The organism is Alterirhizorhabdus solaris (genome assembly GCF_007785815.1).
Classification (GTDB): domain Bacteria; phylum Pseudomonadota; class Alphaproteobacteria; order Sphingomonadales; family Sphingomonadaceae; genus Alterirhizorhabdus; species Alterirhizorhabdus solaris.
Genome location: NZ_VNIM01000011.1, coordinates 1 through 26771 on the forward strand (window position 1 = coordinate 1; position 26771 = coordinate 26771).

At 70.3% G+C, this 26771-nt stretch carries 24 protein-coding genes; 12 read left to right on the plus strand and 12 right to left on the minus strand.

Annotated features, from left to right (window positions below):
• Positions 1–1009 (plus strand): glutamate 5-kinase (gene proB, locus FOY91_RS04460; RefSeq protein ID WP_145148560.1); only part of this gene is annotated, 1009 nt, incomplete at its 5' end.
• A gap of 7 nt (positions 1010–1016) precedes the next feature.
• On the plus strand, positions 1017–1916 hold the full coding sequence (locus FOY91_RS04465) for an NAD-dependent epimerase/dehydratase family protein (RefSeq protein WP_145148563.1): 900 nt from the start codon (positions 1017–1019) through the stop codon (positions 1914–1916).
• A gap of 22 nt (positions 1917–1938) precedes the next feature.
• Here FOY91_RS04465 and FOY91_RS04470 read toward each other — a convergent pair whose 3' ends face one another.
• Both FOY91_RS04470 and FOY91_RS04475 read right to left on the minus strand, forming a co-directional pair.
• On the minus strand, positions 1939–2364 hold the full coding sequence (locus tag FOY91_RS04470) for an organic hydroperoxide resistance protein (protein ID WP_145148565.1): 426 nt from the start codon (positions 2362–2364) through the stop codon (positions 1939–1941).
• Positions 2365–2438: 74 nt separating this feature from the next.
• On the minus strand, positions 2439–3041 hold the full coding sequence (locus FOY91_RS04475; RefSeq protein WP_238995248.1) for a Pycsar system effector family protein: 603 nt from the start codon (positions 3039–3041) through the stop codon (positions 2439–2441).
• A 144-nt stretch (positions 3042–3185) separates the two neighbouring features.
• On the opposite strand from FOY91_RS04475, the gene FOY91_RS04480 reads away from it, so the two are divergent.
• From FOY91_RS04480 to FOY91_RS04490, 3 genes are all read left to right on the plus strand, one after another.
• Entirely contained in the window at positions 3186–3428 is a 243-nt protein-coding gene (locus tag FOY91_RS04480) for an acyl carrier protein (RefSeq protein ID WP_145148567.1), read from the plus strand.
• Positions 3425–4687 (plus strand): serine palmitoyltransferase, encoded by a 1263-nt coding sequence (gene spt / locus FOY91_RS04485; RefSeq protein WP_145148569.1) that lies wholly within the window; start codon positions 3425–3427, stop codon positions 4685–4687. The genes FOY91_RS04480 and spt overlap by 4 nt, the downstream gene beginning before the upstream one ends.
• A gap of 105 nt (positions 4688–4792) precedes the next feature.
• Entirely contained in the window at positions 4793–6787 is a 1995-nt protein-coding gene (locus FOY91_RS04490) for an ATP-binding protein (protein ID WP_145148571.1), read from the plus strand.
• A 15-nt stretch (positions 6788–6802) separates the two neighbouring features.
• Here the strand turns inward: FOY91_RS04490 and FOY91_RS04495 are convergent, their stop codons facing one another.
• From FOY91_RS04495 to FOY91_RS04505, 3 genes are read right to left on the minus strand one after another with little or no spacing between them, the layout of a single operon-like run.
• Entirely contained in the window at positions 6803–7732 is a 930-nt protein-coding gene (locus tag FOY91_RS04495; protein WP_145148573.1) for a hypothetical protein, read from the minus strand.
• 25 nt (positions 7733–7757) lie between these two features.
• A complete protein-coding gene (locus FOY91_RS04500; RefSeq protein ID WP_145148575.1) occupies positions 7758–8732 on the minus strand; it encodes a diacylglycerol/lipid kinase family protein in 975 nt (324 codons plus the stop codon).
• A gap of 4 nt (positions 8733–8736) precedes the next feature.
• The gene (locus FOY91_RS04505) at positions 8737–9303 is read right to left on the minus strand and encodes a DUF2141 domain-containing protein (protein WP_145148577.1); all 567 of its coding nucleotides are present in this window, start codon (positions 9301–9303) and stop codon (positions 8737–8739) included.
• 124 nt (positions 9304–9427) lie between these two features.
• On the opposite strand from FOY91_RS04505, the gene lptF reads away from it, so the two are divergent.
• The 4 genes from lptF (at position 9428) to FOY91_RS04525 (ending at position 13835) form a co-directional block, all read left to right on the plus strand.
• Positions 9428–10627, plus strand: a complete 1200-nt coding sequence (gene lptF / locus FOY91_RS04510; protein WP_145148670.1) for an LPS export ABC transporter permease LptF — start codon at positions 9428–9430, stop codon at positions 10625–10627.
• 2 nt (positions 10628–10629) lie between these two features.
• A complete protein-coding gene (gene lptG, locus FOY91_RS04515) occupies positions 10630–11724 on the plus strand; it encodes an LPS export ABC transporter permease LptG (protein ID WP_420822855.1) in 1095 nt (364 codons plus the stop codon).
• Between the two features lie 106 nt (positions 11725–11830).
• Entirely contained in the window at positions 11831–12622 is a 792-nt protein-coding gene (locus FOY91_RS04520; RefSeq protein WP_145148581.1) for a sterol desaturase family protein, read from the plus strand.
• A gap of 61 nt (positions 12623–12683) precedes the next feature.
• Positions 12684–13835 (plus strand): N-acetyltransferase, encoded by a 1152-nt coding sequence (locus FOY91_RS04525; RefSeq protein WP_145148582.1) that lies wholly within the window; start codon positions 12684–12686, stop codon positions 13833–13835.
• Positions 13836–14184: 349 nt separating this feature from the next.
• On the opposite strand, the gene pbpC is transcribed toward FOY91_RS04525, so the two are convergent.
• Positions 14185–16305, minus strand: coding sequence for a penicillin-binding protein 1C (gene pbpC / locus FOY91_RS04530; protein WP_145148672.1), 2121 nt, complete (start codon positions 16303–16305; stop codon positions 14185–14187).
• A 144-nt stretch (positions 16306–16449) separates the two neighbouring features.
• Between pbpC and FOY91_RS04535 the strand changes: the two genes are divergently transcribed.
• The gene (locus FOY91_RS04535) at positions 16450–16860 is read left to right on the plus strand and encodes a hypothetical protein (protein ID WP_145148584.1); all 411 of its coding nucleotides are present in this window, start codon (positions 16450–16452) and stop codon (positions 16858–16860) included.
• A 99-nt stretch (positions 16861–16959) separates the two neighbouring features.
• Positions 16960–17970, plus strand: coding sequence for a UDP-glucose 4-epimerase GalE (galE, locus tag FOY91_RS04540; protein ID WP_145148674.1), 1011 nt, complete (start codon positions 16960–16962; stop codon positions 17968–17970).
• Between the two features lie 199 nt (positions 17971–18169).
• On the opposite strand, the gene FOY91_RS04545 is transcribed toward galE, so the two are convergent.
• On the minus strand, positions 18170–19324 hold the full coding sequence (locus FOY91_RS04545; RefSeq protein WP_145148586.1) for a copper resistance protein B: 1155 nt from the start codon (positions 19322–19324) through the stop codon (positions 18170–18172).
• Positions 19321–21015, minus strand: a complete 1695-nt coding sequence (locus FOY91_RS04550) for a copper resistance system multicopper oxidase (protein ID WP_145148588.1) — start codon at positions 21013–21015, stop codon at positions 19321–19323. Before FOY91_RS04550 ends, FOY91_RS04545 begins: the two co-directional genes overlap by 4 nt.
• Positions 21016–21137: 122 nt before the next feature.
• Here FOY91_RS04550 and FOY91_RS04555 point away from each other — a divergent pair, with 122 nt between their 5' ends.
• Positions 21138–22688 (plus strand): cryptochrome/photolyase family protein, encoded by a 1551-nt coding sequence (locus FOY91_RS04555; RefSeq protein ID WP_145148590.1) that lies wholly within the window; start codon positions 21138–21140, stop codon positions 22686–22688.
• 206 nt (positions 22689–22894) lie between these two features.
• Here FOY91_RS04555 and FOY91_RS04560 read toward each other — a convergent pair whose 3' ends face one another.
• From FOY91_RS04560 to FOY91_RS04575, 4 genes are read right to left on the minus strand one after another with little or no spacing between them, the layout of a single operon-like run.
• The gene (locus FOY91_RS04560) at positions 22895–23800 is read right to left on the minus strand and encodes a glycosyltransferase family 2 protein (RefSeq protein WP_145148592.1); all 906 of its coding nucleotides are present in this window, start codon (positions 23798–23800) and stop codon (positions 22895–22897) included.
• Positions 23797–24762, minus strand: coding sequence for a polysaccharide pyruvyl transferase family protein (locus tag FOY91_RS04565; RefSeq protein WP_238995250.1), 966 nt, complete (start codon positions 24760–24762; stop codon positions 23797–23799). The genes FOY91_RS04560 and FOY91_RS04565 overlap by 4 nt, the downstream gene beginning before the upstream one ends.
• A complete protein-coding gene (locus FOY91_RS04570; RefSeq protein ID WP_145148594.1) occupies positions 24725–25798 on the minus strand; it encodes a glycosyltransferase in 1074 nt (357 codons plus the stop codon). The genes FOY91_RS04565 and FOY91_RS04570 overlap by 38 nt, the downstream gene beginning before the upstream one ends.
• Complete coding sequence (locus tag FOY91_RS04575) at positions 25795–26718, minus strand: galactosyltransferase-related protein (RefSeq protein ID WP_145148596.1); 924 nt, start codon at positions 26716–26718, stop codon at positions 25795–25797. Before FOY91_RS04575 ends, FOY91_RS04570 begins: the two co-directional genes overlap by 4 nt.
• Positions 26719–26771: the final 53 nt, after the last annotated feature.

Here is a 26771-nt window from a genome sequence, read left to right on the forward strand (position 1 = left end):
CGCCGATATCGCCGCGCGGCACCGCGCCGGGCAGCGGATCGTCGTCGTCTCCTCGGGCGCGATCGCACTGGGCGCGCGCCGGCTGGGGCTGGCCAAAGGCGGCCGCGCCACGCTGGAGGACGCGCAGGCCGCCGCCGCCGTCGGCCAGATCGCATTGAGCCACGTGTGGGCCGAACTGCTCCATGCCGAGGGGCTGACCGCCGCGCAGATGCTCGTCACGCTCGACGATCTGGAAGACCGCCGCCGCTACCTCAACGCCGCCGCCACGCTCGACCGGCTGTTGAGCCTCGGCGTGGTGCCGGTCATCAACGAGAACGACTCGGTCGCCACCGAGGAGATCCGCTTCGGCGACAACGACCGGCTGGCCGCGCGGATCGGGCAGGCGGCGCTGGCCAACGGCGTGATCCTGCTCTCCGACATCGACGGGCTGTACACCGCCAACCCGGGGCGCGACCCCGATGCGCGCTTCGTGCCGGAGGTGACCCGGCTGGACGCGCGCATCCGGGCGATGGCGGACGGCGGCTCGGCCTCCGGCATGGGATCGGGCGGCATGATCTCGAAGCTGGAGGGCGCGCGCATCGCGATGGCGGCGGGCGCGCATCTGGCGATCGTCTCCGGCAAGCGCGACCATCCGCTCGCCGCGTTCGACGCCGACGGGCGCGGCACCGTGTTCGTCGCGCCGAAGGCCGCCTCCGCGCGCAAGGCGTGGCTGGCGGGGCGGCTGACCTCCAAGGGCCGGATCCATGTCGACGCCGGTGCCGCGACGGCGCTGGCGCAAGGACGCAGCCTGCTCGCCGCCGGCGCCATCACCGTGGAGGGGCGGTTCGTGCGCGGCGACGTGATCGACATCATCGGTCCGGGCGAGGCACTGCTCGCGCGCGGTCTGGCGGAATATGACGCGGCCGATGCGGCGCGCATCACCGGCCGTCGGCGCGATGCGCTGGAGGAACTGCTCGGCTACGCCCCGCGCGCCGCGATGGTCCACCGCGATCATCTGGTGATGCTGTGAGCCGGCCATGAAACTGGCGATCACCGGCGGCACCGGCTTCGTCGGCCGCCACCTGATCCGGCTGGCGACCGAAGCCGGCCACGAGGTCCGTGCGCTCGCCCGGCGCGGGCAGCCGGATCAGCCGGGCGTGACGTGGGTGGCCGGCGCGCTCAACCGACCCGACAGCCTCGCCGCGCTGGTGGCGGGCGTGGAGGCGGTGATCCACGTCGCAGGCGTCATCAACGCGCCCGATCGCGCGGGTTTCGCCGCCGGCAACATCGCCGGCACGCAGGCGATGCTGACCGCCACGACGCAGGCGGGGGTCAGCCGCTTCGTCCACGTCTCCTCGCTCGCCGCACGCGAGCCGGCATTGTCCGACTATGGCTGGTCCAAGGCGGAATCGGAGGCGCCGGTCGCCGCCGCGTCGCTCGACTGGACGATCGTGCGCCCACCCGCCGTCTACGGCCCGGGCGACCGCGAGATGCTGGAACTGTTCCGCATGGCGAAGCGCGGCGTCATGCCGCTGCCGCCGGGGGGGCGGCTGTCGCTGATCCACGTCGAGGATCTGGCGCGGCTGCTACTGCTGCTCGCCACCGGCGACGGCGCACTGCGGGAGACGATCGAGCCGGACGACGGCGTGCCGGGCGGCTGGGACCACCGCGATCTGGCCCGCGCGATCGGCGCGGCGGTCGACCGGCGGGTGCTGCCGCTGCCGGTGCCGGCCGCGATGCTGCGGCTGGTGGCATGGGGGGACGGGCTGATCCGCCGCGACCGTGCCAAGCTCACGCCCGATCGCGTCCGCTATTTCTGCCATCCGGACTGGGTGGCCGCCCGCCGCCCCGCCGCCGGTCTGTGGCGACCGGCGGTGGCGACGGCGGACGGCCTGCGCGCCACCGCCGCATGGTATCGCGCGGCGGGGCGGCTCTAGCGCCACCCCTCGCACGGCCGGCTCAGGCCAGCGTCAGGCCAACGTCCACATTGCCGCGCGTGGCGTTGGAGTAGGGGCATACCTCGTGCGCGGCCTTCAGCAGCCGCTCGCCGGCCTCGCGCTCCACGCCGGGCAGCGTCACCACCAGATCGGCGGTGATGCCGAAGCCGCCCTCCGATCGCGGGCCGAAGCCGATCTCGGCCTTCACCGTCGCATCGGCGGGCACCGTCACGCCTTCCTTGCCCGACACCGCCTTCAGCGCGCCGAGGAAGCAGGCCGAGTAGCCGGCGGCGAACAGCTTTTCCGGGTTGGCGCCATCACCGCCGGGGCCGCCCATCTCCTTGGGCACGACCAGCTTCACGTCGACCGAACCGTCGTCGGAACGGGCGGCGCCGTCACGCCCGCCGGTGGCGGTGGCACTGGTCTTGTAGATGACGTTGATCGACATGCGGATGCTCCTGTGGGTGACTGGAGCGCCGTATCTGGGCACGACCACCCGCATCCGCAAACGCAACGTCTCGATCAGAGTGAGCGGTGGTCGGCGTGAACGGCGGCCCGGCCCGTCGCGCCCGGTGCGCCCGGCATGTCCCGGTGCAGCAGATACTGGCCCACGAAGGCGAGAAAGCTGGCCGTCAGCCCGACGAGGAACACGCGATAGGCGTAGCCGAGCAGCCGGTACTTCTTGTGCTCCAGCACCTGCCCGTTCTGGTAGATGTCGCGCGCCATCGTGGCGAAGATCGTGTCGTCGCTCTGCATCTGCTCGCACAGCCGGTCGATATATTCCTCCTCGCCGAGCTGGGTGAACGAGCCGAAGAACAGCAGGTTGGGGCGCGGGCTGCGGATGGTGTGGACATGCGGCAGGATCGCCAGCACCGCCAGCACCGCCGAGAAGAAGGCGAAGCCGCCGAGAATCAACAGCGGCAACGGCGCCCCCGTGCCGCCCCGCGCCTGGCCGATGGTGATGGTGAAGATCACGAAGGTGGCGCCCATCAGGATGCTGGCCTTCTGGTCCGCCATCTGGCTCAGCGTCACGTGCGCGCGGTGCACCGCCACCAGCATGTCGATCGAATTGGCGGTATAGGGCTTGGGGATGTGGCGATCGGGATCGTTATGCGCGTCCGGCAAGTGTTCCTCCCCTTTGTGGGCGAGACAGTGCCACGGTCGCGGCTCGCTTGCCAGCCGGTGACGAATCGGGCCACGACGGGCCGCCTGCCCCGATGCCGCCGCAATCGCTTGGCAAGCGCGCGGGCGACCGACTAAGGATTCCCGATGAGCGACCGTGACCAGACCTTCGCCAAGGTGACGCAGGCGATCGAGCCCTTCAACAAGAAGCAGGCCGCCCTCACCGATGACACCAGCTTCGCCCGCGATCTGGAATGGGACAGCCTGACCGTCATGGATTTCGTGGCGGCGATCGAGGACGAGTTCGACATCATCATCACGATGAACATGCAGGCCGAGATCGAGACGGTCGGCCAGCTCGTCGACGCGGTCGAGAAGCTGAAGGCATGAGCGACGCCGCCACCACCCCCGATGCCGTCCGCCTCGGCGACGAGGGCACGCCGCCCGCGGGCGACCTGCTTTCCAAGTTCGACGCGCTGATCGCCGAACGGCAGGCGCTGCTCGATACCGGCGTGCGCGATCCGTATGCGATCGTGATGGAGGAGGTGCTGTCGCCCACCGCGGCGATCATCTCCGGCCGCGAGACGATCCTTCTCGGCACCTACAACTACATGGGCATGACGTTCGACCCGGACGTGGTGGCGGCGGGCAAGCAGGCGCTGGACGAGTTCGGCGCGGGCACTACCGGCAGCCGCGTGCTGAACGGCACCTATCAGGGCCACCGCGAGTGCGAGGATGCCCTCAAGGAATTCTACGGCACGTCGTCGGCGATCGTCTTCTCGACCGGCTATCAGGCCAATCTGGGCGTGATCTCCACGCTCGCCGGCAAGGGGGACTACATCATCCTCGATGCCGACAGCCACGCCTCGATCTACGACGGCTGCTGGCTGGGCAATGCGGAGGTCGTCCGCTTCCGCCACAATTCGGTCGAGGATCTCGACAAGCGGCTCGGTCGCCTGCCCAGGGAAGCCGGCAAGCTGGTGATCCTCGAGGGCGTCTATTCGATGCTCGGCGACATCGCCCCGCTCAAGGAGATGGTGGCCGTCGCCAAGAAGCACGGCTGCATGATCCTGTGCGACGAAGCCCACGGCATGGGCTTCTTCGGCGAGCATGGCCGCGGCGTGTTCGAGGAAGCGGGCGTTTCCGACGACATCGACTTCGTCGTCGGCACCTTCTCCAAGTCGGTCGGCACGGTCGGCGGCTTCTGCGTGTCGAACCATCCCAAGTTCGAGGTGTTGCGCCTCGTCTGCCGGCCCTACGTGTTCACCGCGTCGCTGCCGCCCTCGGTCGTCGCCACCGCCGCCGCCTCGATCCGCAAGCTGATGCACGCGGGCGAGAAGCGCGCGCACCTGTGGAAGAACAGCCGGCGGCTGCATCAGGGCCTGCGCGATCTGGGCTATACGCTGGGCACGCCGACCGCGCAGTCGGCGATCATCGCGGTGATCTTTCCCGATCAGGAAACCGCCGTGGGCGTGTGGCAGGCGCTGCTGGAACTGGGCCTGTACGTCAACATGGCCCGGCCACCCGCCACGCCGGCGGGCATGTTCCTGCTGCGCTGCTCGCTGTGCGCGGCGCATACCGACGAGCAGGTCGGGCAGATCCTCGAGATGTTCGCCACGGCGGGCCGCGCGGTGGGCTGCATCGCCTGAACGGCCCGATCCTGCTATCCCGGACCCGCTTCGGGGCGGCGGGAGCGGGACCTTAGACCATCCCGGGCTTTGCCGCCGACATATGGTGGGCTAGGCTGCGCCACGATGTCGCAGGATTCCGCCGATACCCTGAGCGATGGTGCTTCCCCCGGCGCGTGGCAGCGCCGTCTTGCCAGCATCGCCGCGCTGATCGCGGCGGTGCTGCTGATCGCGCTCGTCGTCCTCGTCGCCATCTCCAACATGGAGCGGGACAAGGCGCTGCTGCGCGAGCGCCACAGCTACGACGTGATGCTCGTCCCCCGCCAGCTCGATACCTCGATCGCCCGCGCGGAGGCGGCACTCGGTCGGTTCGTCATCAGCGGCGAGAAGCAGACCGGGGCGCTCTACTTCGACGAGTGGAAGAAGGCCGGCCGCCAGCTCGACCGGCTGGCGGACCTCACCCGGGACAACCCGGCGCAGGCACCGCTGGTGCGCGATCTCCGCCACCTCTACCGCGAGCGCGGCGTCGAACTGGCGCGGCCCGCCACGCGCACCTTCTCGCGCCAGGGGTGGACGGCGCTGTCGATGTACTACGAGGCGGGCAAGGCCGGGAGCATCGCCCGGATCGATACGCTGATGGCGCGGATCGCGGCGAACGAGCGCGACCTGCTCGATGCGCGGGCGGACCGCGCGGCGCTGTCGGTCGATCGTGCCAACTATCTCACCGCGCTGCTCTCAGGCATCGGCCTGCTGCTGGTGCTGTGCGCGGCGGCGCTCGGCTGGACGACGGTACAGGCGCTCGCCCAGCGCGCCCGCGCGCGGCTCGACGCGCGGACCGAGTCGGCGCGTGCCCGCGCACTGGAACAGGCCGTCGCCGCCCGCACGCAGGAACTGCGCGAGGCCAACGACCGGCTGCGCGGCGAGGCGGAAACGCGCGAGGCGGCCGAGGCGCAGCTGCGGCAGGTGCAGAAGATGGAGGCGGTCGGCCAGCTCACCGGCGGCATCGCGCACGATTTCAACAATATGCTGGCCGTGGTGATCGGCGGCCTCGATCTGGCGCGACGGCGGCTGGAGCATGAGGCGGGCGAGGTGGGCCGCCACCTCGACAATGCGATGGAGGGCGCCATCCGCGCCGCCGCCCTCACTCGCCGCCTGCTCGCCTTCGCGCGCGCCGAGCCGCTGCTGCCCGAGGGGGTGGAGCCGGGCGCGCTGATCGCCGGCATGTCCGATCTGATCGACCGCACGCTGGGCGAGCGGATCGCGGTGAAGACCAGCGCCGCCCCCGGTGGCTGGCACGTGTGGTGCGATCCCCACCAGCTCGAAAACGCCATCCTCAACCTCGCGGTCAACGCGCGCGATGCGATGCACGAAGAGGGCCGGCTGACGATCGCCACCACCAACGTGACGCTGGGAGACGGCGACATCGGCGAGGCGCGGGCCGGCGACTACGTCCGCGTCGCCGTGGTCGACAGCGGCACGGGCATGACGCCCGAGGTGCTGGCGCGCGTGTTCGAGCCGTTCTTCACCACCAAGCCGCCAGGAAAGGGCACCGGCCTGGGCCTCAGCCAGATCTTCGGCTTCGCCCGCCAGTCCGAGGGTGAGGTGGCGATCGATTCCACGCCGGGCGCGGGCACCACCGTATCGCTCTACCTGCCGCGCTTCGTACCGCAGGCGCGCGCGCAGACGTCCGGGGTCGTCACCCCCATCGTGCCGCTCGCGCGCGCGGCGGCGGGGGCCGTGATCCTGGTGGTGGAGGACGATCCGCGCGTGCGGCAGGCCACGGTGGGCGGCCTGCGCGAGCTGGGTTACGTCCCCCTGCCCTGCGCCAGCGGCGCCGAGGCGATCGCCCTGCTCGACACGCGCGACGAAATCGCGCTGATCGTCACCGACGTGGTGATGCCGGGCATGACCGGGCCGGAACTGATCGCCGCCGTCGCGGACCGCCACGGCGCGCTGCCGGTGCTGTACGTGACCGGCTATGTCGGCGAAGCGGCGGACGCCACCGGCTTTGCCGGCTACGAGGTGTTGCGCAAGCCGTTCACCGTCGCCGCGCTCGACCGCGCCGTGGCGGGTGCACTGTCCGGCCGGCACCCGCCCCGGTCGCGCGCGGCCAACGAATAGGCCGTCGCCCGCCGCCTAGCGGATCGCGCCGCCGCCGATCAGCCGGGGCAGCAGGCTCAGCGCGCCGAGCAGCGGGAACCGGCGCTGCCACGGGCGGATGGCGATGGCGGTGCCGGCGTGGCGGTTGATCTTCCATGCGAGATAATCGATCCCGCCGGCAAAGGTCGCGCTGGCCTTGGCGAGCCGCAGCAAAGTGAGCGCCTTGCCCTCCCGCCGCCGCCGCGCCCACAGCCGCTCGCCCGCCGCGCGGATCGCGGGCGTGGCCGGTTCGGCGAAATCCACCTGTGCGTCATGGCCGATACGCGCGGAGAGGCCGGCCGCCGCCAGCGCGGGCGCGGTGAAGGCGGCATAGCGCGCCGGGTCCGCCTCCACCACCGAGGCGGCGCGTTGCGTGCGCTCCGCACGTAGTTCCGCCGAGTAGGTGAGCGCGAAGGCGGCGCGCCACAGATCGAGGCGGTCGAGCCGGTCGGGCAGCAGCGGCCGCGCGGCGGCGAGCAGCGCGGGGGCGGCGCCGGCCACCGCGTCGATCGCGCGGCGGCGGGCGACCGCGTTGGCGCTCCACGCCAGCCGCGCCGGCTGGGCGAACCGCGCCCACACCGACACGCCACGCGTCGCGCTGCCGGCCAGCCGGGCGAAGTCCGCCTCGCTCAGCACGGCATATTTGGCGGTCAGCCCGTCATGCGCGAAGGGAAACACGTTGGGCGGTATCAGCCGGTTGGCGGTGGCGAGCCAGCGCTGGCGATAGGCGCTGCGATAATCCGCCACGATCAGGTAGAAATCGAGCATCAGCCCGTCGAGCCGGCTTTCGCGCAGGCACGATCCGTAGAACAGCACCGCGCGTGCCGCCGCGCCATGCTGCGCGGCGATCGCGGCGGCCAATGCCGCGACGCGCGGATCGACGGGCTCGCCGAGTTCCTCGGCCACCAGACCGGCTAGCACATCCATCGAACTGTCCCCGGCCGGTCCCGCCTCAGGCGGCGAGGCGGAGGAAGGGCATGGGGGTGGTGTGGGTCAGCACGATGGCACCGCCGGCCCGCGCCTCGAACACCTCGCCGTCGAGGATCACGCTGGAGCGGTCCCCCTCGATGCGGATCTCGTCGCCGCGCTCCACGTGCACGCCCGCCATCGCGCGGTGGCCCAGCTTGCCCGAGACGCCGGCGGCGATCGCGCGGACGAGGCTGACGGGGCTGTGGTTGACCATCATCAGCTTCAGCCCGCCCGGCCGCACGTCGCCTGAAAAGGTCTGCGTGTTGAGCAGCATCTTCTGCAGCGTGGTGACGATCAGCAGCGCGAAGCTCCCCTGGATCACGCCCTGCCGGATCAGCGACACGGTGAGCGGACGCGGGCGCGGCGGCAGGAAGGCGGCGCGGATGCCCACCATCAGCGACAGCACCACGGCCAAAAAGGTGAGCGCGTGGCTCAGGCCGTTGGGCAGGCCCAGCGGATACACCTTGTTGCGGCAGAACAGGATCGAATCGGCCAGCCCCGCGCCGCCCAGGAACATGCCCAGCACCGGCCGCGTGTCGCTGTCGCCGTTGGTCAGCGAGATCAGCTCGCGCGAGACGACATGCTCCTCCACGCCACCGCGGGCGATCTCCAGCACCCGCTCCAGCGCGGCGATCGGATCGCCGGTGGCGCCCAGATCGAGCGCGATCAGGTTGGTCTTGCCGTTGGGCAGCACCGCCAGCGGCGGCGGCGCGCCTTCGAAATGGCCGCCATGATACAGTTCGGTCAGCGTGGTCTGCACCGTCCCGTCGCCGCCGTTCACCACCAGCACGCGCGGCTTCACCCGCGCGATGGTGCGCAGTGCCTCGCCGATCTGGGCGACATCCTCCACCTCGTAGTGGAAGATCTCGCTGTGTTGCGCGCAGAAGCTGCGGACGCGCGGCAGCATGGCGCGGTTGCCGGTGGAACGTGGATTCGAGAGGAGGGCGATCAGTGCCATCGGATCAGAAGGCCGCCACGCGGGTGTGCGCCATCGCCAGCGGCTTGATCGACAGGCCCTGGCGGTAGTTCAGCACGATATCGACCGGGCGCGGCCCTGCCCCCACCGCGATCGCGACGTCCTCGTAGCGCGGCATCCGCCGGGCAAGTACGTCGGACAGCGAGATGCCGGGATTGCGCGAGAAGCCGCCGCCGTCGTTCAGGCCGCTCTTGCCGTCGCCCTCCACGTCGTGCCGCACGGCGATGGCGTAGCGGCCGGGGCCGGGCAGCGCGACGCACACCTCGCTCGGCGCGGTACGCACGGGCATGTCGATTCGCGCCAGCCGCTCGCCGCCCTTCACGAACTGCGCGGGATCGCCGCCATAGACCTGCACCCGCAGATTGCCGCCGATCCGCTTGAATCCGTCCACCTTCACCAGCACCGCCGGGCGCTGGCTGCCGGGGCGGCAGGCGGCGGGATCGGCGGTGGCGACGCCGGTGATGCCGCCGGCCTTGATGGCAGCCGCCGACGCGCCTGCCAGCGGCGCCGACAGCGCGACCAGAACAGCGATCGTATGCGACAGTTTCAACATGACCTCTCGACTCCCGGAAGCTATAGCCGTGCGCGAACGGACGGCGGGTACGGCTACCCCCGAGCCACGCAAACTCGGCTGCCTTTGCGGCCAAAACATGGTCATGGGGCGTCCAAATTTGAACATCGGCAGCCTCACCGACCGTTACCTCGCCCGTCTCATCGCCGTGCCCCTGCTGGGCACGCTGGTGGTCTCGGCGATGCTGCTGGTGCTGGACAAGATGCTCCGGCTGTTCGATTTCGTGGCGCAGCAGGGCGGGCCGGTCAGCGTCGTGTGGAAGATGCTGGCCAACATGCTGCCGGAATATCTCTCGCTCGGCATCCCGATCGGGCTGATGCTCGGCATCCTGCTCGCCTTCCGCAAGCTGGCGCTCTCCTCCGAGCTGGACGTGCTGCGCGCCGTGGGGATGAGCTATGGCCGGCTGCTGCGCGTACCGTTCATGTATGCCGCCGCGCTGGCGCTGCTGAACCTGGCGATCGTCGGCTTCGTCCAGCCCTATGCGCGCTACGCCTACGAGGGGCTGCGGTTCGAGCTGCGATCGGGCGCGCTGGGTGCCTCGATCAAGGTCGGCGAGTTCACGAAACTCGGCAAGAAGATGACGCTGCGGGTGGAGCAGAGCCGCGACGGCGGCAAGGCGCTGACCGGGATCTTCGTCATGGCCGCCGGCAAGGACGGCAAGACGCTCGCCGTCACCGCCGAGCATGGCCGGTTCATGGCGACGGACGATCCGAACACCATCATCCTGCGCCTGAGCAACGGCACGCTGGTGCACGATGCGCCGGGCTTCGTCACCCCGCGCGTGCTGGCCTTCGTCGGCCACGACCTGCCGATCGACCTGCCGCGGATGGAGGCGTTCCGCACGCGCGGCGGGCGCGATCTGGAAATGACGATGCCCGAACTGGCGCGCACCGCGCACGAGAGCGGCACCGATGCGCAGACCCGGGCGGAGCTGCGCGCCAACTTCCACTTCCGCCTGGTGGAGGTGGCGACGATGTTCCTGCTGCCGCTGCTGGCGCTGGCGCTGGCGGTGCCGCCCAAGCGATCCACCTCGGCGCTGGGCGTGTTCCTCTCGATCGTGATGATCGTGACGCAGCACAAGATCAACGAATATGCCGAGGCGCTGGGCGGGCGTGGTAGCGTGGACCCGATCATCGCGCTGTGGGTGCCGTTCCTGCTGTTCGCCGGGCTTTCGTGGTGGATGTACCGCACGCTGGCGCATGTGCCGGGCGGCCAGCCGATCGGCGCGCTGGAACGGGTGGCCGCGCAGAGCGGCGCCGTCTTCCGCCGCTGGCTGCGCCTGCTGCGCAAGGAGAAGCCGGCATGAGCCTGAACGTGCGCTTCTTCGCCTCGCCCACCATCACCTGGTACATGGCGCGGCTGTTCCTCGTCCGCTCCTTCGCGGTGCTGGCAGGGCTGGTGCTGATCCTCCAGACGCTCGACCTGCTTGGCGAATCGGGCAACATCCTGGCCTATCCCGGCAACGGCGATGCGCAGCTATGGACCTACGTGTCGCTGCGCGCGCCGCAGATCGTCGCGCGGTTCCTGCCGTTCGCGGTGCTGCTCGGCTCGCTCATCACGCTGGCCACGATGAACCAGAACAGCGAGATCATCTCGATGAAGGCGGCAGGCGTCTCGGCGCACCAGATCCTCGCGCCGCTGATCGTGGCGAGCATCCTGGTCGCGGCCGGCTCCTTCTGGTTCAACGACCGCATCGTCGCCCGCGCCACCGCCACGCTGACCGCGTGGGACAACGCCAATTACGGCCCGGTGCCGATCGATCGCGGCATCTCCAGCAACGTGTGGGTGCGCGACGGCGACGACCTGATCCACGCCGACAGCGCCGGCGGGCGCGGCGCTGCCACCACGCTGACCGGCGTCACGCTCTACGACCGGCGCGGCGGCGCGTTGCAGACGATCGTGTCCGGCACCCACGCCAAGCAGGCGAACGGCGGCTGGCTGGTGGAGAACGCCACCCGGTTCGACGTGGCGCGCGGCGTGCGCGCGCCCGCGCCGGGTCTGGTGATCGGCCGCGGCATCACGCCCGATCGCTTCACGCTGGCCAACGTCGACGCGGACGAGCGCAGCTTCGGTGCCCTGCGCATCGCCATCGCCGACCTGCACGCCGCCGGCCGCCCCACCGGCGAGCTGGAGGCCGGGCTGTGGCACAAGATCTCCGGCCCGCTCTCCGCCATGCTGATGCCGCTGCTGGCCGGCGTGGCCGCGTTCGGGCTGGCGCGATCGGGCCACCTGTTCATCCGCGCGGTGATCGGCATGGCGCTGGGCTTCACCTATTTCGTGGTCGACAATTTCGCGCTGGCGATGGGCAATCTCGGCGCCTACCCGCCGCTGCTGGCCGCCTGGGCGCCGCCGCTGCTGTTCCTCCTGATCGGCGAGGTCGTGCTGATCCGCAGCGAGGAATAGCCGGCAGCGGCCGCGAGCCGGACGGCGTCGCAAAAGCGCCTCATTGCGGATCCATGACGGCGGGCCATATCCGGCGCATGCCCCCGCAGTTCGAGACGAAGCAGGAATGAAACCGATGCCCGCGACCACGGCCAAGCCCGGCTTCTGGAAGAAATCGCATCATCTCGACCGGATGACTCTGCGCGAGCTGGTGTTCGCCTATCTGCAATATCCGGCGATCGTGATCTATCTCGGCCTCGCCGCCGTGGGCATCGGGCTGTGGGCATGGCGCCCTGCCCCGATCCCCAACTCGCTGGCGGCGATCGGCGCGGCGATCGTGCTGTTCCCGCTCGTCTGGTATCTGCTCCACCGCTGGGTGCTGCACTCGCAGTGGATGTGGAAGCACAGCCTGCTGGCCGCGACGTGGAAGCGGATCCACTACGATCACCATCAGGATCCGAATCATCTGGAGGTGCTGTTCGGCTCGCCCGCCAACGTGGTGCCCACCGTGGCGGCGGCGACGATCCCGGTCGGCTGGATGATCGGCGGCATGGGCGGGGCGGCGGCGGCGTTCGCCACCGGCATGATAACGACCTGCGTGAACGAGTTCTTCCACTGCATCCAGCACCTGTCGTACCGGCCGAAGAACCGCTGGCTGGCGGCGATCAAGCAGCGCCACATGGCCCACCATTTCCATGACGAGACGGGCAATTTCGGCATCACCAACTTCGGCTGGGATCGCCTGTTCGGCACGATGTACAACAAGGTGAGCGATCGGGCGAAGAGCGCCACCGTGTTCAATCTGGGCTACACCCCCGAGGTGGCCGAACGCTTTCCCCACGTCGCCCGCCTTTCGGGTGGCGTGGAGATGCGCCCGCCGAGCCATCGCCACCGCGCCGCTGGCAACACGCCGAAATAACCGGCTGGACGCCGAGGCCGCGCGACGCGATCAAAGCGGCCCGACCAAGGTGGAGCGACGCGTGGCGACAGTGATTCGGCAGATCGGCAAGGACAAGACCGATCGTAACAGGTTCGTCGACGTCCAGTTCGCGCTGAACGGGTCCGATCCGAACTGGGTGCCACCGCTGAAGGACGAGGTCCACGGGCTGATCGACCCGCGCCGCAACCCGTGGTTCGGCCACGGTCGCGCCGTTTTCTTCATCGCCGAGCGGGACGGCAAGGGCGCGGGCCGCGTCTCCGCCCAGATCGACGACCTGTCGCTCGCCATGCCGGTGGAACAGGGCGGCGGCCCCGGCACCGGCCATTGGGGCATGCTGGAGGCGGACAGCGAGGAGACCGCCGCCGCGCTGATCGCCGCCGCCGAGGGCTGGCTGCGCGATCAGGGCATGACCCGCTCGGTCGGCCCGATCAGCATCTCGATCTGGGACGAGCCGGGCCTGCTGGTGTACGGCCACGATCATTCGCCCACCGTGATGATGGGCCACCACCAGCCGCAGTACCAGGCATGGGTGGAGGCGACGGGCTATACCGGCGTCAAGGATCTCAACACCTACGACCTGCCGATCCAGCCGCCGTTCCCGCCGCTGGTGCAGCGCATCGTTACCTCCGGCGAGCGCAATGCGCGGATCAACGTGCGCCGCGTCGACAAGTCGAAATTCGCCGAGGAAGCCGGGCTGATCCTGCGTATCCTCAACGATGCCTGGTCGGACAACTGGGGCTTCGTGCCGCTGACCGACGCCGAGATCGACTATGCCGGCAAGAAGCTGAAGCCGATCGTGTTCGAGGATCTCATCATGGTGGCCGAGGTGGACGGCGAGCCGGTCGCCTTCATGGTTACTTTGCCGGACCTGAACGAGAAGATCCGCGAATTCGGCGGATCGCTGCTGCCGTTCAACTGGGCGCGGCTGCTGTGGTGGCTGCGCAAGCCCAAGGTCCGCACCATGCGCGTACCGCTGATGGGCGTGGTCAAGCGGCTGCAGGCGACGCGGCTGGCGAGCCAGCTGGCCTTCATGATGATCGAGTACATCCGCCGCGAGGCGATCGTCACCTATGGTGCGACGCGCGGCGAGATCGGCTGGGTGCTGGAAGACAATCAGGGCATGGTCTCGATCGCCGAGATGCTGAATGGCAAGATCAACCGCGTGTACCGGATCTACGAAAAGACGCTGTAGCCGGCGCAGGATGACATAAGGCCGATCCTCGACCGCCCATCCCGAGGAGCCTTCGAGCCTGCCGGAATGGCGTCTCGAAGGAGGGTGGCAGTCGAGTCCGTCGAGACAGGCTTTCGCCAGACTCAGTCCCTCCTCAGGATGAGCGGGATCTCGATGTCGACGGTTATCCTGTCGGGATTCGGACTCCAGCCGCGCACGCCCTTGTGTCGAGCGAAGTCGAGACACGAAGCGTCACGCGCGCGGCCCGCCCCTCGACTTCGCTCGGGGTATGGGGATGAAGCTGAAATCCCGGTCAGCCTCTAGGGATGAGTTGGTCAACAATTTGACTCCGACAGTGCGCCCTCGCCCCCTACCGCATCGTGAACAGCACCCGGTCCACCGCGCGCCCGCCGGTGTCGGTCAGCACCAGCCAATGCGGGCCGGGGCCGGCGAGGATCAGCGGGCTGGCCGATGCCGCCCCCAGATCGCGCCCGTCCAGCAGCAGCCGATGCCCCGCCGCACCGCCCGCCACCGCGATCCGCAGCCGCTGGCGGGGCAGTGGAATGTCCGGGTCCAGCGCATAGACGCTGCCGGAAACGGGCGCGGTGATGCGGGGGCGGCGCGCGCCGGGCGGGGCCGCCGCCAGCGCCGCCTGCCCGGTGCCGGCAAGGAACCATTCGCGGCGGGTCGGCTCGATCTCGCCGGCGAACGCCACCCTCCGCGCCTCGATCCCCGGCGGGCGCGGCGGCGGCAGCCCCGGCCGGTGGCGGTGCAGCGCCAGCATCACCTCGCGCCATACCGGGGCGGCACCGCTGGTGCCCGAGACGGCGCGCATCGAATCGCCCTCCAGGTTGCCGACCCATACCGCCACGGTGAAGCGATCGGTGAAGCCGATGCACCAGTTGTCCCGCATCGCCTTTGAGGTGCCGGTCTTCACCGCCGCCCAGAACGGCAGGCGCAGCGCGCTCTCCAGCCCGAAGGTGGCGGCGCGCGCGCCCGGATCGGCCATCATGTCCGCCGCCAGCCACGCCGCCTGTGGGGTGAACACCGGCCGCGCGGGCTGTACCGGCGCCCCCGCCGTCAGCCGCAGCGGGGTGAAGCGGCCGCCGTTGGCCAGCGTGCGATAGGCGTTGGCCTGCTCCAGCAGCGTCACCTCGGCCGAGCCGAGCGCGAGGCTGAAACCGTAATAGGCGCCGTCCTCGGTCAGCCCGCGATAGCCGGCATCCCACAGCCGGTCGCGGAACGGCTCCACCCCGGTCAGGATCAGCGTGCGGACCGCCGGCACGTTGAGCGACCCGGCCAGCGCGCTGCGCGCCGATACCGCCCCCCGGAACGTGCGATCGTAGTTCTGCGGCACGTACAGGCCGGAGGCGGTATCGAGCTGCACCGGCGCATCGTCGAGGATCGAGGCGGGGGGGAGCCAGCCGTGCTCCATCGCCAGCCCGTAGAGAAACGGCTTCAGCGTCGATCCGGCCTGGCGGTAGGCGTTCGCGCCATCCACGGCGGCGGCGGTGGCGGCACCGCCCACCCCGCCGACATAGGCGAGCACCGCGCCCGTGGCATTCTCCACCACCACCACCGCGCCATCCCGCGCGCGTGTCGCCCCCAGCCCCAACAGCTGCCGGCGCAACGCCGTGGTGGCCGCCTGCTGGACGGTGCGGTCGATCATCGTCCGCACCCGCATCCCCGGTCGGCGCAGCAGCCGGCCGGCCAGATGCGACGCGAGGCCGGGATCGAGCGCCAGCCGCCGGCCCGATGCCAGCATCCCCTCCGCCCCGGCGACCAGATCGTCGCACGCGCCGGCCCCGCGCAACCGGCACGCGCGGCGGGCAACCGTGGCGGCATCGGCGCGCGGATCGGGCAGCAGCGCCACCAGCAGCAGCGCCTCGTTTCGGGAAAGCGCGGCGGGCGGCTTGGCGAACGCGGTCTGCGCCGCTGCCGCCACCCCCTGCGCCTCGCCGCGAAAACCGGCGAGGTTGAGATACGCCTCCAGGATCTGCGGCTTGGTCCACCCCGCCTCGATCGCCCAGGCCGCGCGCATCTGCCGCAGCTTGTCGCGCCAGCCTCGCGCGCCCGGGCGGGCGAGATCGCCGCCGAGGAAGCCGGCAAGCTGCATCGTGATGGTGGAGGCACCGCGCGATCGCCCGCCCGCTACCCGTGTCCGCAACGCCGAGGCCGTCGCCAGCCAGTCCACCCCGTCGTGGGCGTAGAAGCGGTGATCTTCGGCCAGGACTACCGCCTTGCGCAGCGTCGGTGCGGTGGCGGCGAGCGGGGTCCAGCCCAGCCGGCGTACGGAGAAATCCACGCGCTCGCTATCGAGCAGCCGGCCGTCGCGATCGTACAGCCACGCCTCGCTGGGGCGCCAGGCGGCGCGCGCGGCGGCGAACCCGGGCACCGCCGGCGGCCGCGTGGCGATCCACAGCCACGCCAGCCCGCCAAGCCCCAGCAGGGCAAACGCGACGAGCAGGTGGCGGGCAAGACGGGACGGCATCGCCGCCAGCTTGCCCGCCGCACCGCCTGAAATCCACTGCAACCAAACGGGGCCGCGATGCGCTACATCGGTGACGCACCGGTGACATCCGGTGGCAATGCGGCGCGGCGATATTCACGACGCCAGAACGGGATTTAGCGCACCATGACACGACTCGCCTTTTCGGGGTTGTCCGCCCTGCTGCTGCTGACGGCGGCATCGGCGGCGCACGCCGATACCGCCGCCGCTACCCCGGCGCGGCAGAGCGCGCTGATCGTCTATGGCAACGACCCATGCCCCAAGGGCGAGGGCGACGAGATCGTCGTCTGCGCGCGCGAGCCGGAGAGTGAACGCTACCGCATCCCCAAGAAACTGCGCAAGACGAAGCCGGACGAAACCGGCGCCCGATCGTGGAGCGACCGCGTGCCGGTGCTGGAGGAGGCGAGCCGACCGCAGCGCCCCAACAGCTGCACCACGGTGGGCGCCAGCGGCCAGACCGGCTGCACCCAGGCGATGCTGCGCCAGTGGTTCGCCGAGCGCCGCGCGGTGGAAGCCGACAATCGCGAGGTGCCGTGAGCCACGCCGCATTGTCCCGAAGGCGCACCCGATGTTAATCCGCGCCTTGGCATAGGCCGGGCCCAGAGACGGCGCATGCCGGCGGACGACGGAGCGACGATGAGCGACAGGCAGGATGCACCCACGGTTCTGGTGACGGGCGGCGCGGGCTATATCGGCAGCCACGCGGTGCTGGCGTTGCGCGACGCCGGGCGTCGCGTGGTGGTGATTGACAACCTCGTCACCGGCTTCCGCTGGGCGGTGCCCGCCGACGTACCGTTCGTGGAAGGTGACGTGGCCGACATGGCGCTGGTCGGCCGGGTACTGGCCGAGCATGAGGTGGGCGCGATCCTGCACTTCGCCGGATCGGTGGTGGTGCCCGAGTCGGTCGCCGATCCGCTCAAATATTACCGCAACAACACCGCCGCCAGCCGCGCACTGATCGAGGCGGCGGTGGCGGCGGGCGTGCCGCACTTCATCTTCTCCTCCACCGCCGCCACCTATGGCATCCCCGAGGTCGTGCCGGTGGCCGAGGATTCACCGCAGCGGCCGATCAATCCCTATGGCATGTCCAAGCTGATGACCGAGGCGATGCTGGCCGACGTCGCTGCCGCGCACTCGATGAATTATTGCGCGTTGCGGTACTTCAACGTGGCGGGCGCCGATCCGCAGGGTCGCTCGGGCCAGTCCACGGCGGGGGCCACCCACCTCATCAAGATCGCGGCCGAAGCGGCGTGCGGCAAGCGCGACCATGTCTCGATCTTCGGCACCGATTACGCCACGCCCGACGGCACCGGCGTGCGCGATTACATCCACGTCACCGATCTGGCCGAAGCGCACCTGATGGCGCTGGCGGCGCTGGAGGCGGACCCGGCGCGCAGCCACCGGCTCAACTGCGGCTACGGCCGGGGTTTTTCGGTGCGCGAGGTACTCGATGCGGTCGATCGCCTGACCAACCGCACGATCGAGCGCCGCATCGGCCCGCGCCGCGCGGGCGACCCCGATTCGCTGGTGGCGGACAACCACGCGATCCGCGAGACGCTGGGCTGGCAGCCCCGGCTCGACGACCTCGACACGATCGTGCGCGATGCGCTGGCGTGGGAGAGCGGGCTGGAGACGCGGCGGGGATAGCGACGGCGGCGTTGCCTGCGCTTGCGCCCGCATCATGCTCCGCCCCACCCCGCCCCGTCATCCCGGCGCACGCCGGGATCGCTCTTCCGTCGCTCCAGGCGCAACCGTTCCGGCAAGTACGTGGGAACCCAAGCGTTCGCTGGGGTGACGGGGCAGACGGGGTCGCGCGGAGCAAGGCGATTCCAGCGGCCCGCGCTCCTCAGAACCAGAAGCGTACGCCCGCCACGAAGCTCGCCTCGCTCGCCCGTTCGCCATTCGCGCGAGCGTAGCGCGCGGTGTCGCCGGCCTTGCGGTCCCACGAGACGCCCACGTAGGGCGCGAATTCGCGCGTTATCTCGTAGCGCAGTCGCAGGCCGAGTTCGGCGTTGACGAGGCCCGATCCCATCTCGTTCTCCGGCACGTCCTGCGCGGCGAAGTTCAGCTCCGCGCGCGGTTGCAGCACCAGCCGCTGGGTCAGCCGCTGATCGTAATACGCCTCCAGCCGGGCCAGCACGTCGCCCCGGTCCGAGAGGAATACGGCACCCTCCACCTCGAACCAGTAGGGCGCCAGCCCCTCGAAGCCGAGCGTGGCATAGGCACGCGACGGGCCGGGCTGCACATCCACCCGCACGCCCGATTGCAGGTTCCAATAGGGGTCGATCGCATGGCTCCACAGCGCCTGCGCCTCGGCCGCCTCCACGTTGCTGCCGGGCGTGCGGCCGAAGCTGGCCTCGCCCTCGGTCTTGATCGTCAGCCGGTCGATATCGCCGCCGAACCAGCCCTCGCCGTCCCAGCGATAGCCCTCGCGGCCCTCGCGGACCTGCACTTCGGCGAGGTTGAACATGATCTGGCTGTACTGGCCGCCGCCATGCTCGGCGCGGGTGATGGCACGGGCGGCGTCCATCTCCGCCCTGGGGTAATAGCGGTCGGCCCAGCGATCGGCGGGCGGCGGCGGCGCGGACGCATCGCCCACCTCGCCGGCGGCGGGGGCAGCGCCATGGCCCATCGCGGCGTGATCCATGCCGGCCATGCCGTCGGACGTGGCGGCGCCGGCCGGTGGCTCGGCGCCGTCCATCTTCATGCCGGCCATGTCGTGCCCCGCGTGGGGGTCGGCAGCGGAGGCCGCTCCGTCCGTCGTCATGCCGCTCATATCGTGTCCGGCGTGCGGATCGGCAGGGGTAGGCGGGCCGTCGCCTTCCTGTTTCGTGCCGGGCATGGCGGGGCCGGCCTCGGGCGCGGGCGCGCCGACCATGTCCATGCCGGCCATGTCGTGTCCGGCATCCGCCTTCGATGGCGCGACATGGCCAGCGTGCTGCGCCAGCGCGGGCGAGGCGAGCGCCAGCGGGGCGGCCGCGAGCAGGAAAAGCGCCTTCATGCCGCGCCCTCCTTCGCGCGCACGCTCACCATCCGCATCATCCCCGCGTGCATGTGGAAGAACATGTGGCAGTGGAACGCCCAGTCCCCCACCGCGTCGGTCGTGACATCGAAGGTGGCGGTGCCGCCGGGCTGGACGATCACGGTATGCTTGCGCGGGGAATGGTCACCATGCCCCGTCACCAGCTCGAAGAAATGACCGTGCAGGTGGATCGGGTGGCCCATCATCGTGTCGTTCACCAGCGTCACGCGGACCCGCTCGTCCTTCAGGAACGGGATGGGCGCGGTCACGTCGCTGTATTTCTCGCCGTCGAACGCCCACATGTAGCGTTCCATGTTGCCGGTCAGGTGGATGGTCAGCGCGCGATCCGGCGTTCGTGGATCAGGATTGCGGGTCGTCGCCACCAGATCCCTGTACGTCAGCACGGTGTGGCCGGTGTCGGCCAGCCCCTGCCCTGGCTCCCCCATCCGGTCCATCGCCATCGGCGAGATCGTCTGCACGCCGGGGTTGAGTTTGATGGTCGGCGCGTTCTTCGGGTTGCGCATCGACATGTCCATTTCCATGCCTTCCATGCCGGCCATGTCCATTCCCATGTCCTTCATGGTGGCGAGCGGGCGGGCGCGCAGCGGCGGCACCTCAGCCACCATCCCCTCGCGCGGGGCGAGCGTGGCGCGCGCCATGCCCGATCGATCCACCGCCTCGCCGATCAGCGAATAGGCGCGGTCGTCGGCGGGGGTGACGATCGCGTCGTAGGTCTCGGCCACGCCGATCTGGAACTCGTCCACCGGCACCGGCCGCACGGGCAGGCCATCGGCGGCCACGATCGTCAGCTTCAGGCCGGGGATCCGCACGTTGAACGTCGTCATCGCCGAGGCATTGATGACGCGCAGGCGCACCCGCTCGCCCGGCCGGAACAGCGCGGTCCAGTTGTCCTTCGGGCCATAGCCGTTGACGAGATAGGTGTAGGTGGAGCCGGTCACGTCCGACACGTCGGTCGGGTCCATCCGCATCGCGCCCCACTCCAGCCGGTCGGGCTCCTTCTGGTCGCGCCCCGCCAGTAGCCCGCCCAGCGTCTGCTTCTGATAGTTGAAGTAGCCGCCCTGCTGCTTGAGCTTTTTGAACGCGACATGCGGGTGCATCGGGCTGTGATCGGACAGCAGGATCACATGCTCGCGATCCGACTCGATCGGATCGACGCCGGCCGGGTCGATCACCAGCGGGCCATAGACGCCCATCGGCTCCTGCATGGCCGAGTGGCTGTGATACCAGTAGGTGCCGGACTGGAGGAGCGGGAATTCGTAGGTGAAGCGGCTGCGGGGCTTGATGCCGGGGAAGCTGATGCCCGGCACGCCATCCATCTGCGGCGGCACCAGCAGGCCGTGCCAGTGGATCGAGCTGTCCTCGTCCAGCCGGTTGTCCACCGTCAGCCGCACCGTCTGGCCTTCCTTCAGCCGCACGAGCGGGCCGGGCACGGTGCCGTTGATGCCGATCGCGTGCGTCTGCCTCCCGTCGATCGCGATCATCTGGTGGGCGATGGCCAGCGTGATGTCGGTGCCGCTCACGGTCGGCAACGGCCGCACGACGCCGGTGGAGACGGGTTGCGCCCACGCCGGCATCGCGCCCGCCGCCGTCAGCCCGCCCGCGCCCAGCGCCGCGCCGCGCAGCATGTCCCGCCGGTTAACCTCTGGCATGATCGCCTTTCGTCGCTGGTGCGGCGGGAATGGCCCGCCCCTGTCCCGTCTTCTACGCATGGTGACGGCCGAACCCTCGCGGCGCGGGCACTTCCCGCCATCTTCGCACGTTGCCCTGCCGCATGACGATTCTCATCCCCGTCCTCGGCGACCAGCTTTCCCACGGCCTCGCCTCGCTGCGCGACGTCGATCGGGCCGATGCGGTGGTGCTGCTGATGGAGGTGGCGGCGGAGACCGTCTACGTGCGCCATCACAAGCGCAAGATCGCGCTGATCCTGTCCGCCATGCGCCACTTCGCCGACGAATTGCGCGGCGACGGCTGGACGGTCGACTACATCCGGCTGGACGATCCGGACAACAGCGGCAGCTTCACCGGAGAGGTCGCGCGCGCGGTGGCGCGACACCGGCCCTCCCGCCTGCGCGTCGTGGAGCCGGGCGAGTGGCGGGTGCGCGAGATGATGGACGGCTGGGCCGCCCGCTTCGCCATCCCGGTCGATATTCTCGAAGACGACCGCTTCCTGTGCGGCATCCTCGAATTCCAGACATGGGCGCAGGCGCGCAACGATCTGGTGATGGAGTATTTCTACCGCGAGATGCGCCGCAAGACCGGCCTGCTGATGACCGCCGACGGCAAGCCCGAGGGCGGCAAGTGGAACCTCGACAGCGAAAATCGCGCGCCGCCAAGGCGCGGGCTGAACTATCCCGAACCGATGCACTTCGCGCCGGACGAAACCACGGCGAACGTGATGGCGCTCGTCGCGGATCGCTTCGCCGGCCACTTCGGGCGGCTGGAGAAGTTCGCGCTACCCGTGACCGCCACGCAGGCGCGGGCGGCGCTGACGCACTTCATCCGCACCGCTTTGCCCGATTTCGGCACCTATCAGGATGCGATGGTGACGGGGCAGGACTGGCTCTACCACAGCTGGCTCAGCCCCGCGCTGAACCTGGGCCTGCTCACCCCGCTGGAGGTGGCGCAGGCGGCGGCCGATGCCCATGCGGCGGGCGACGTACCGCTGAACGCGGCGGAGGGGTTCATCCGCCAGATCATCGGCTGGCGCGAATATGTGCGCGGCTATTACTGGATGGAGATGCCCGACGTGGCCGGCGCCAACGCGCTGGAGGCCACGCGCCCGCTGCCCGAATTCTACTGGACCGGCGAAACGGAAATGCTGTGCATGGCCGAGGCGGTGCGCAACACGCGCGACCACGGCTATGCCCACCACATCCAGCGGCTGATGGTGCTCGGCAACTTCGCGATGCTGGCCGGCGTGCGCCCGCAGGAGGTCGCCGACTGGTTCCTCGTCGTCTATGCCGATGCCTATGAGTGGGTGGAGCTGCCCAACGTGATCGGCATGAGCCAGCATGCCGACGGCGGCCGGCTGGCGACCAAGCCCTATGCGGGCGGCGGCGCCTACATCAACCGCATGTCCGATCATTGCGGGCCGTGCCGGTACGACGTGAAGCAGAAGACCGGGCCGGATGCCTGCCCGTTCAACGCGCTCTACTGGGATTTTCTCGCGCGGCACGAACGCCGCTTTCGCCGCAACCGCCGGATGGCGAACATGTACGGCACATGGGACCGGATGAAACCCGAGGCACGCGACGCCTGCCGCGCGAGCGCCGCCGCCTTCCTCGACACGATCGAGCCGGCCGCCGACGGCTGGGCGCGCTGAACGGTAGCGGGGCGGCGGACGAGCGTTCAGCCGGGGCAGACTGGCCCGCTCATCCCGAGGGACAGCCCGGAAAGTCGGGTTTCCTCCGCCATGCCCCGAGCGACGTCGAGGGGCGGGCCACGCACGCGACGCTCCGTGTCTCGACGTCGCTCGACACAAGGGCATGGGCGGCCGGGGATCGACCTTCTGTCGCAACGGGCGGGTCGTCAGGCTTCCCGCCGTCCCCTGATCGAGCGCCAAGCATAGGACAGGAAACCCCTCGCCTTGTGGCGCAGGCGGAAGGCGTAGAAGCGGCGGATGCCCGCATGGGTGGTGACGGGATCGGTGGCATCGCGCTTCAGGTCGTCCAGATCCTGCCCGATCGCGGCAAGCACGCGCCGGTCGCGCAGCAGGTGCTTGGCGTAGAGCGCCCCGTCGCCGAAGCCGTAGCCGGCGAGCAGCCGGGTTTCCTCCTCCACCCGGCGGCGACCGTGGTGATGATCCACCACGAAGCAGGGGTCGTACAGCAGTGCGATGCCGAGACGCGTCGCACGGAACAGGAAATCGGTGTCTTCGGCCGACACGAACGGCGCCCCCGCACCGAACTGCTCGTCGAACGGGCCGACGCGGGCGGGCACGTCGGCGGTGAAGGCCAGGTTCGCCCCCATCACGAAACCGCCGGGGAAGCGGCCGGGATCGGCGATCATCGGGTGATCCTCCAGCTTCAGCGTCACCGGCAGGTCGGCGGGATCGCCCGGCAGGATGCGCCCGCCGATGATCGCCGGGCCGCCCGACCCGGCGAACGCCCGCACCAGCGCGGGGAAATAACCCGGATGGAGGCGGCAGTCGTCGTCGGTCATCGCCACGATCCGCCCGCGCACGACCGCCAGCCCGGCGTTGCGCGCGCGCGCCAGCCCCGGCCGTGTCTCCGTCAACAGTCTGGCGGAAAACGGTTGGGCGGCGCACCACGCCGTCGCCACGTTGGCGGTGTCGTCGCCCGATCCGTTGTCGACCACGACGACCTCGATGGCGATGCCCGCCCCCGCCGCCGCGCGGGCGACCGAGGCGAGGGTCGCCGCCAGCGAGACGCTGCGATCCCGCGTGCAGATCAGCAGGCTGACATCCGGCGTCATGCGATCGGGGAGAGGCGATCCGCCAGCACCACGGCCTGCGCCATCGTGGTCGCGGGCAAGGCGAGCGGGGAAGGCCAGTTCGCCATGTAGCCGGCGATCTTGCCGTAATCATTGTCCAGCACGACGTGGGGGATGCCGAGCAGCCCGGTGAGGATGTGGCCGTGCAGCCGATCGGTGACGATCACCTCCCCGCGCGACAGCAGCCGCAGGCCACGGCCGACACGCGCCCGCGCCTGCGCCTCGCGCGCGGCCACGGTGGTGTCGGTGGCGGTGTCGGCGGGCATGGCGTCGTCCTCCAGCCAGTCCGCCACGGTCGCGCCGGGCGGCGGCGGGCCTGCGTGGTCGCGGCGTTCGTCGTCGCTGCGCAACAGCATTAGCAACCGGCAGTCGGGTGCGTCCCGCACCTGCGGCCCCAGCGCGAGCGCGGAATCCGGCGCGAGGTGCGACGGGCAGGCGAACCGCGCCCGCGCGAACGCGAGGCTTCGCCCGTCCCGCACGTAGAGCGTGAAGTCGGGGTGCCCGGCGGCCAGCGTGGCGAAACGCTGCGCTTTGGCGGGATCGCGGAAGTGGATCGATTGCGGCAACTGCACCAGCGGCCGATCCCGCACCGTCTCCAGCAGATGCTCGCGGAAATGCTGGTGGTGCGGCCAGATGTCGCCGAGGTTGCCACCGCCGTGGAGGAACAGCACGCCGTCCGGGCAGGCCCGCCGAAACGCGTCGGGGTCGAAATCATGCCATGTCGAGACATAGCACGGGTCGCGCCCCGTCACGCCGCGCAGCATCGCCAGCTCGCCGAGCCAGATCGCGCTGTCGCCCACGTTGGCGTGATCGGGGAAGTCGACCAGCGCATAGGGCGTCCCCTGCCCGACATGCGCGCGGCACAGCGCCTCCAGCAATGCCCGCGCCGTCATCGCCCCGCCCCCGTCATGCCGCCAGCGGCGCGCGGGCGGCGATGGCCTCATGGTACAGCGCCTCGCAGCCGTCCAGCCAGCGATCGTGGGTGAACGCACGGTGCACGCGATCGCGCGGCACGGTGCGCGGTATCGCCATCGCGGCGCGGATCGCGCGGGCCAGCGCCGCCACGTCGCCGGGCGGGGCATAGCAGCCCGCCTCGCCGATCACCTCGCACGCAGCGCCATTGTCGAACGCGGCGACCGGCAGGCCGCACGCCATCGCCTCTGCCGCCGCCAGCCCGAACGGCTCGTCCCAGCAAGGGGTGAACAGGAAGACGGAGGCGCGGCCCATCGCCGCCGCCAGCGCCGCACCGTCCAGATGCCCGCCATAGCGGATCGTCCCGCCCAGCAGCGGTTCCACCTCGGCCGCCCAGTAACCGGCATCCTCGATCGCGCCGAACAGCGTGAGCGGCACGCCCGCCAGCGCCGCCGCCAGCGCCGCCAGATGCGGCCCCTTGCCCGGCGTGATCCGCCCGCACCACACGGCACCACCGTCGCCCGCCGCCACGAACGGCCAGGCGGCGGGATCGATGCCGTTGTGCAGTACCGATGCCTCGCGCGGCGCGCCCTCAGGCCACCACGCGGCCAGTTGCCGCGCGGAGGTGACGGTGAGGCGGTGCCCCGGTACGACGCTGGCACGAACGAACCAGTGCAGTGCCTCGTAAGGCGGTACATGCAACGAGGTGACGGTGGGCACCACGGCGGTACGGCGCGGCTCGATCGGGAAACGGTGCAGGCTGTTGTTGTGCACCACATCGAACCCGCCGCCCAAGATCCGGTCGCACGCGGCGGCATAGCCGGCGTCGACATGCGCGATCAGCGCCGCGTCGCCGCGATGCTCGGCGCCGGGGAAGGTGCGTTCGTAATGCTCGGGCAGCACCGGATCGAGCGGCAGGGCAGGGTCGCTGTCACCGGACGCGAACAGCACCACATCATGTTCGCGCGCGCGCAGCCCCGTCACCAGATGCCAGCAGTGCGATTCCATGCCGCCGGCGAAGGGCGGCGCGATCGGCTGACGGACATGGGCGAGAACCGCGATCCTCATGCCGCCTCGCCGGCCGCCGATGCCGCACGCTCTTCGAGGAGCCGGATCACGCTGGTGGTGTTTGAATAGGGCTGGTGGCTCTGTTGCCCGGTCAGCGCCAGATCGGCGTCGTCGGGGCGGCGCAGGATGCGGATCGGGCGGTGGGGCGCATTGTCGATCAGCCCCATCAGCGCAAAGGCGTGGAGCCAGTGGCCCATGGTGCGATAGCCCCACTTCGCCTCGAACAGCTCGGCATTGCGGATCACGCTGTCGAGGTGATGCACCGGCGGCATGTGATGCGGATGATACTGGTGATAGGCCAGCCCGCCCCTGATCCACGCGATCGGCACGCCGGCATGATCCAGCGTCTTGCCGAAGTCGGTATCCTCGCCACCATAGCCGTCATACCGCTCGTCGAACCCACCCACGGCGAGGAAGGTGGCACGGCGCATCGCGAAATTGAGCGACCAGAAGCAGCGATAGTCGGTGCAGACCTCCAGCCCATGCGGCGGCGGGCCGCGCCGGTCCGAATGTTTCACGGCCACGGCGGCGAAGCGGTCGTAATCCCAGTCGCCCCCGGTCGCGCCGCCGGGCAGGTACAGCACCTCGCCCATCAGCAACCCGTCGAACCCGGTCGCGAAGCCGGCATAGTCCGCCAGCAGGGCGGGCGCGGGGATGCAATCGATGTCGAGGAACACGATCACCTCGCCCGTCGCCACGCGCGCGGCGGCATTGCGCGCGGCGGCCAGCGGCAGCGCCTCGGCCGGAATCGTCATCTGGCGGATCGGGAACGGCGCGTCCGGCAGATCATAGGGCGCCTCCTGCATCACCGCGACGATCAGCTCGGCGGGCGGCAGCGTCTGCCGCATCAGCCCGCGCACCAGATTGACGAGATGGTCGCTGCGGCCCTTCGCCAGCGTGACGACGGAAACCTGGGTCATGAGGCTGCATGCTCCGTCGAAGGAAACCCGGTGGGGTGGTCGCACGGTGCGTG

Excerpts from the sequence above, each read along its gene's own strand:
- FOY91_RS04465 (WP_145148563.1), top strand. The coding sequence starts at position 1,017 with ATGAAACTGGCGATCACCGGCGGCACCGGCTTCGTCGGCCGCCACCTG.
- FOY91_RS04470 (WP_145148565.1), bottom strand. The coding sequence starts at position 2,364 with ATGTCGATCAACGTCATCTACAAGACCAGTGCCACCGCCACCGGCGGG.
- FOY91_RS04480 (WP_145148567.1), top strand. The coding sequence starts at position 3,186 with ATGAGCGACCGTGACCAGACCTTCGCCAAGGTGACGCAGGCGATCGAG.
- spt (WP_145148569.1), top strand. The coding sequence starts at position 3,425 with ATGAGCGACGCCGCCACCACCCCCGATGCCGTCCGCCTCGGCGACGAG.
- FOY91_RS04490 (WP_145148571.1), top strand. The coding sequence starts at position 4,793 with ATGTCGCAGGATTCCGCCGATACCCTGAGCGATGGTGCTTCCCCCGGC.
- FOY91_RS04495 (WP_145148573.1), bottom strand. The coding sequence starts at position 7,732 with ATGGATGTGCTAGCCGGTCTGGTGGCCGAGGAACTCGGCGAGCCCGTC.
- FOY91_RS04500 (WP_145148575.1), bottom strand. The coding sequence starts at position 8,732 with ATGGCACTGATCGCCCTCCTCTCGAATCCACGTTCCACCGGCAACCGC.
- FOY91_RS04505 (WP_145148577.1), bottom strand. The coding sequence starts at position 9,303 with ATGTTGAAACTGTCGCATACGATCGCTGTTCTGGTCGCGCTGTCGGCG.
- FOY91_RS04520 (WP_145148581.1), top strand. The coding sequence starts at position 11,831 with ATGAAACCGATGCCCGCGACCACGGCCAAGCCCGGCTTCTGGAAGAAA.
- pbpC (WP_145148672.1), bottom strand. The coding sequence starts at position 16,305 with ATGCCGTCCCGTCTTGCCCGCCACCTGCTCGTCGCGTTTGCCCTGCTG.
- FOY91_RS04535 (WP_145148584.1), top strand. The coding sequence starts at position 16,450 with ATGACACGACTCGCCTTTTCGGGGTTGTCCGCCCTGCTGCTGCTGACG.
- galE (WP_145148674.1), top strand. The coding sequence starts at position 16,960 with ATGAGCGACAGGCAGGATGCACCCACGGTTCTGGTGACGGGCGGCGCG.
- FOY91_RS04545 (WP_145148586.1), bottom strand. The coding sequence starts at position 19,324 with ATGAAGGCGCTTTTCCTGCTCGCGGCCGCCCCGCTGGCGCTCGCCTCG.
- FOY91_RS04550 (WP_145148588.1), bottom strand. The coding sequence starts at position 21,015 with ATGCCAGAGGTTAACCGGCGGGACATGCTGCGCGGCGCGGCGCTGGGC.
- FOY91_RS04555 (WP_145148590.1), top strand. The coding sequence starts at position 21,138 with ATGACGATTCTCATCCCCGTCCTCGGCGACCAGCTTTCCCACGGCCTC.
- FOY91_RS04560 (WP_145148592.1), bottom strand. The coding sequence starts at position 23,800 with ATGACGCCGGATGTCAGCCTGCTGATCTGCACGCGGGATCGCAGCGTC.
- FOY91_RS04565 (WP_238995250.1), bottom strand. The coding sequence starts at position 24,762 with ATGAGGCCATCGCCGCCCGCGCGCCGCTGGCGGCATGACGGGGGCGGG.
- FOY91_RS04570 (WP_145148594.1), bottom strand. The coding sequence starts at position 25,798 with ATGAGGATCGCGGTTCTCGCCCATGTCCGTCAGCCGATCGCGCCGCCC.
- FOY91_RS04575 (WP_145148596.1), bottom strand. The coding sequence starts at position 26,718 with ATGACCCAGGTTTCCGTCGTCACGCTGGCGAAGGGCCGCAGCGACCAT.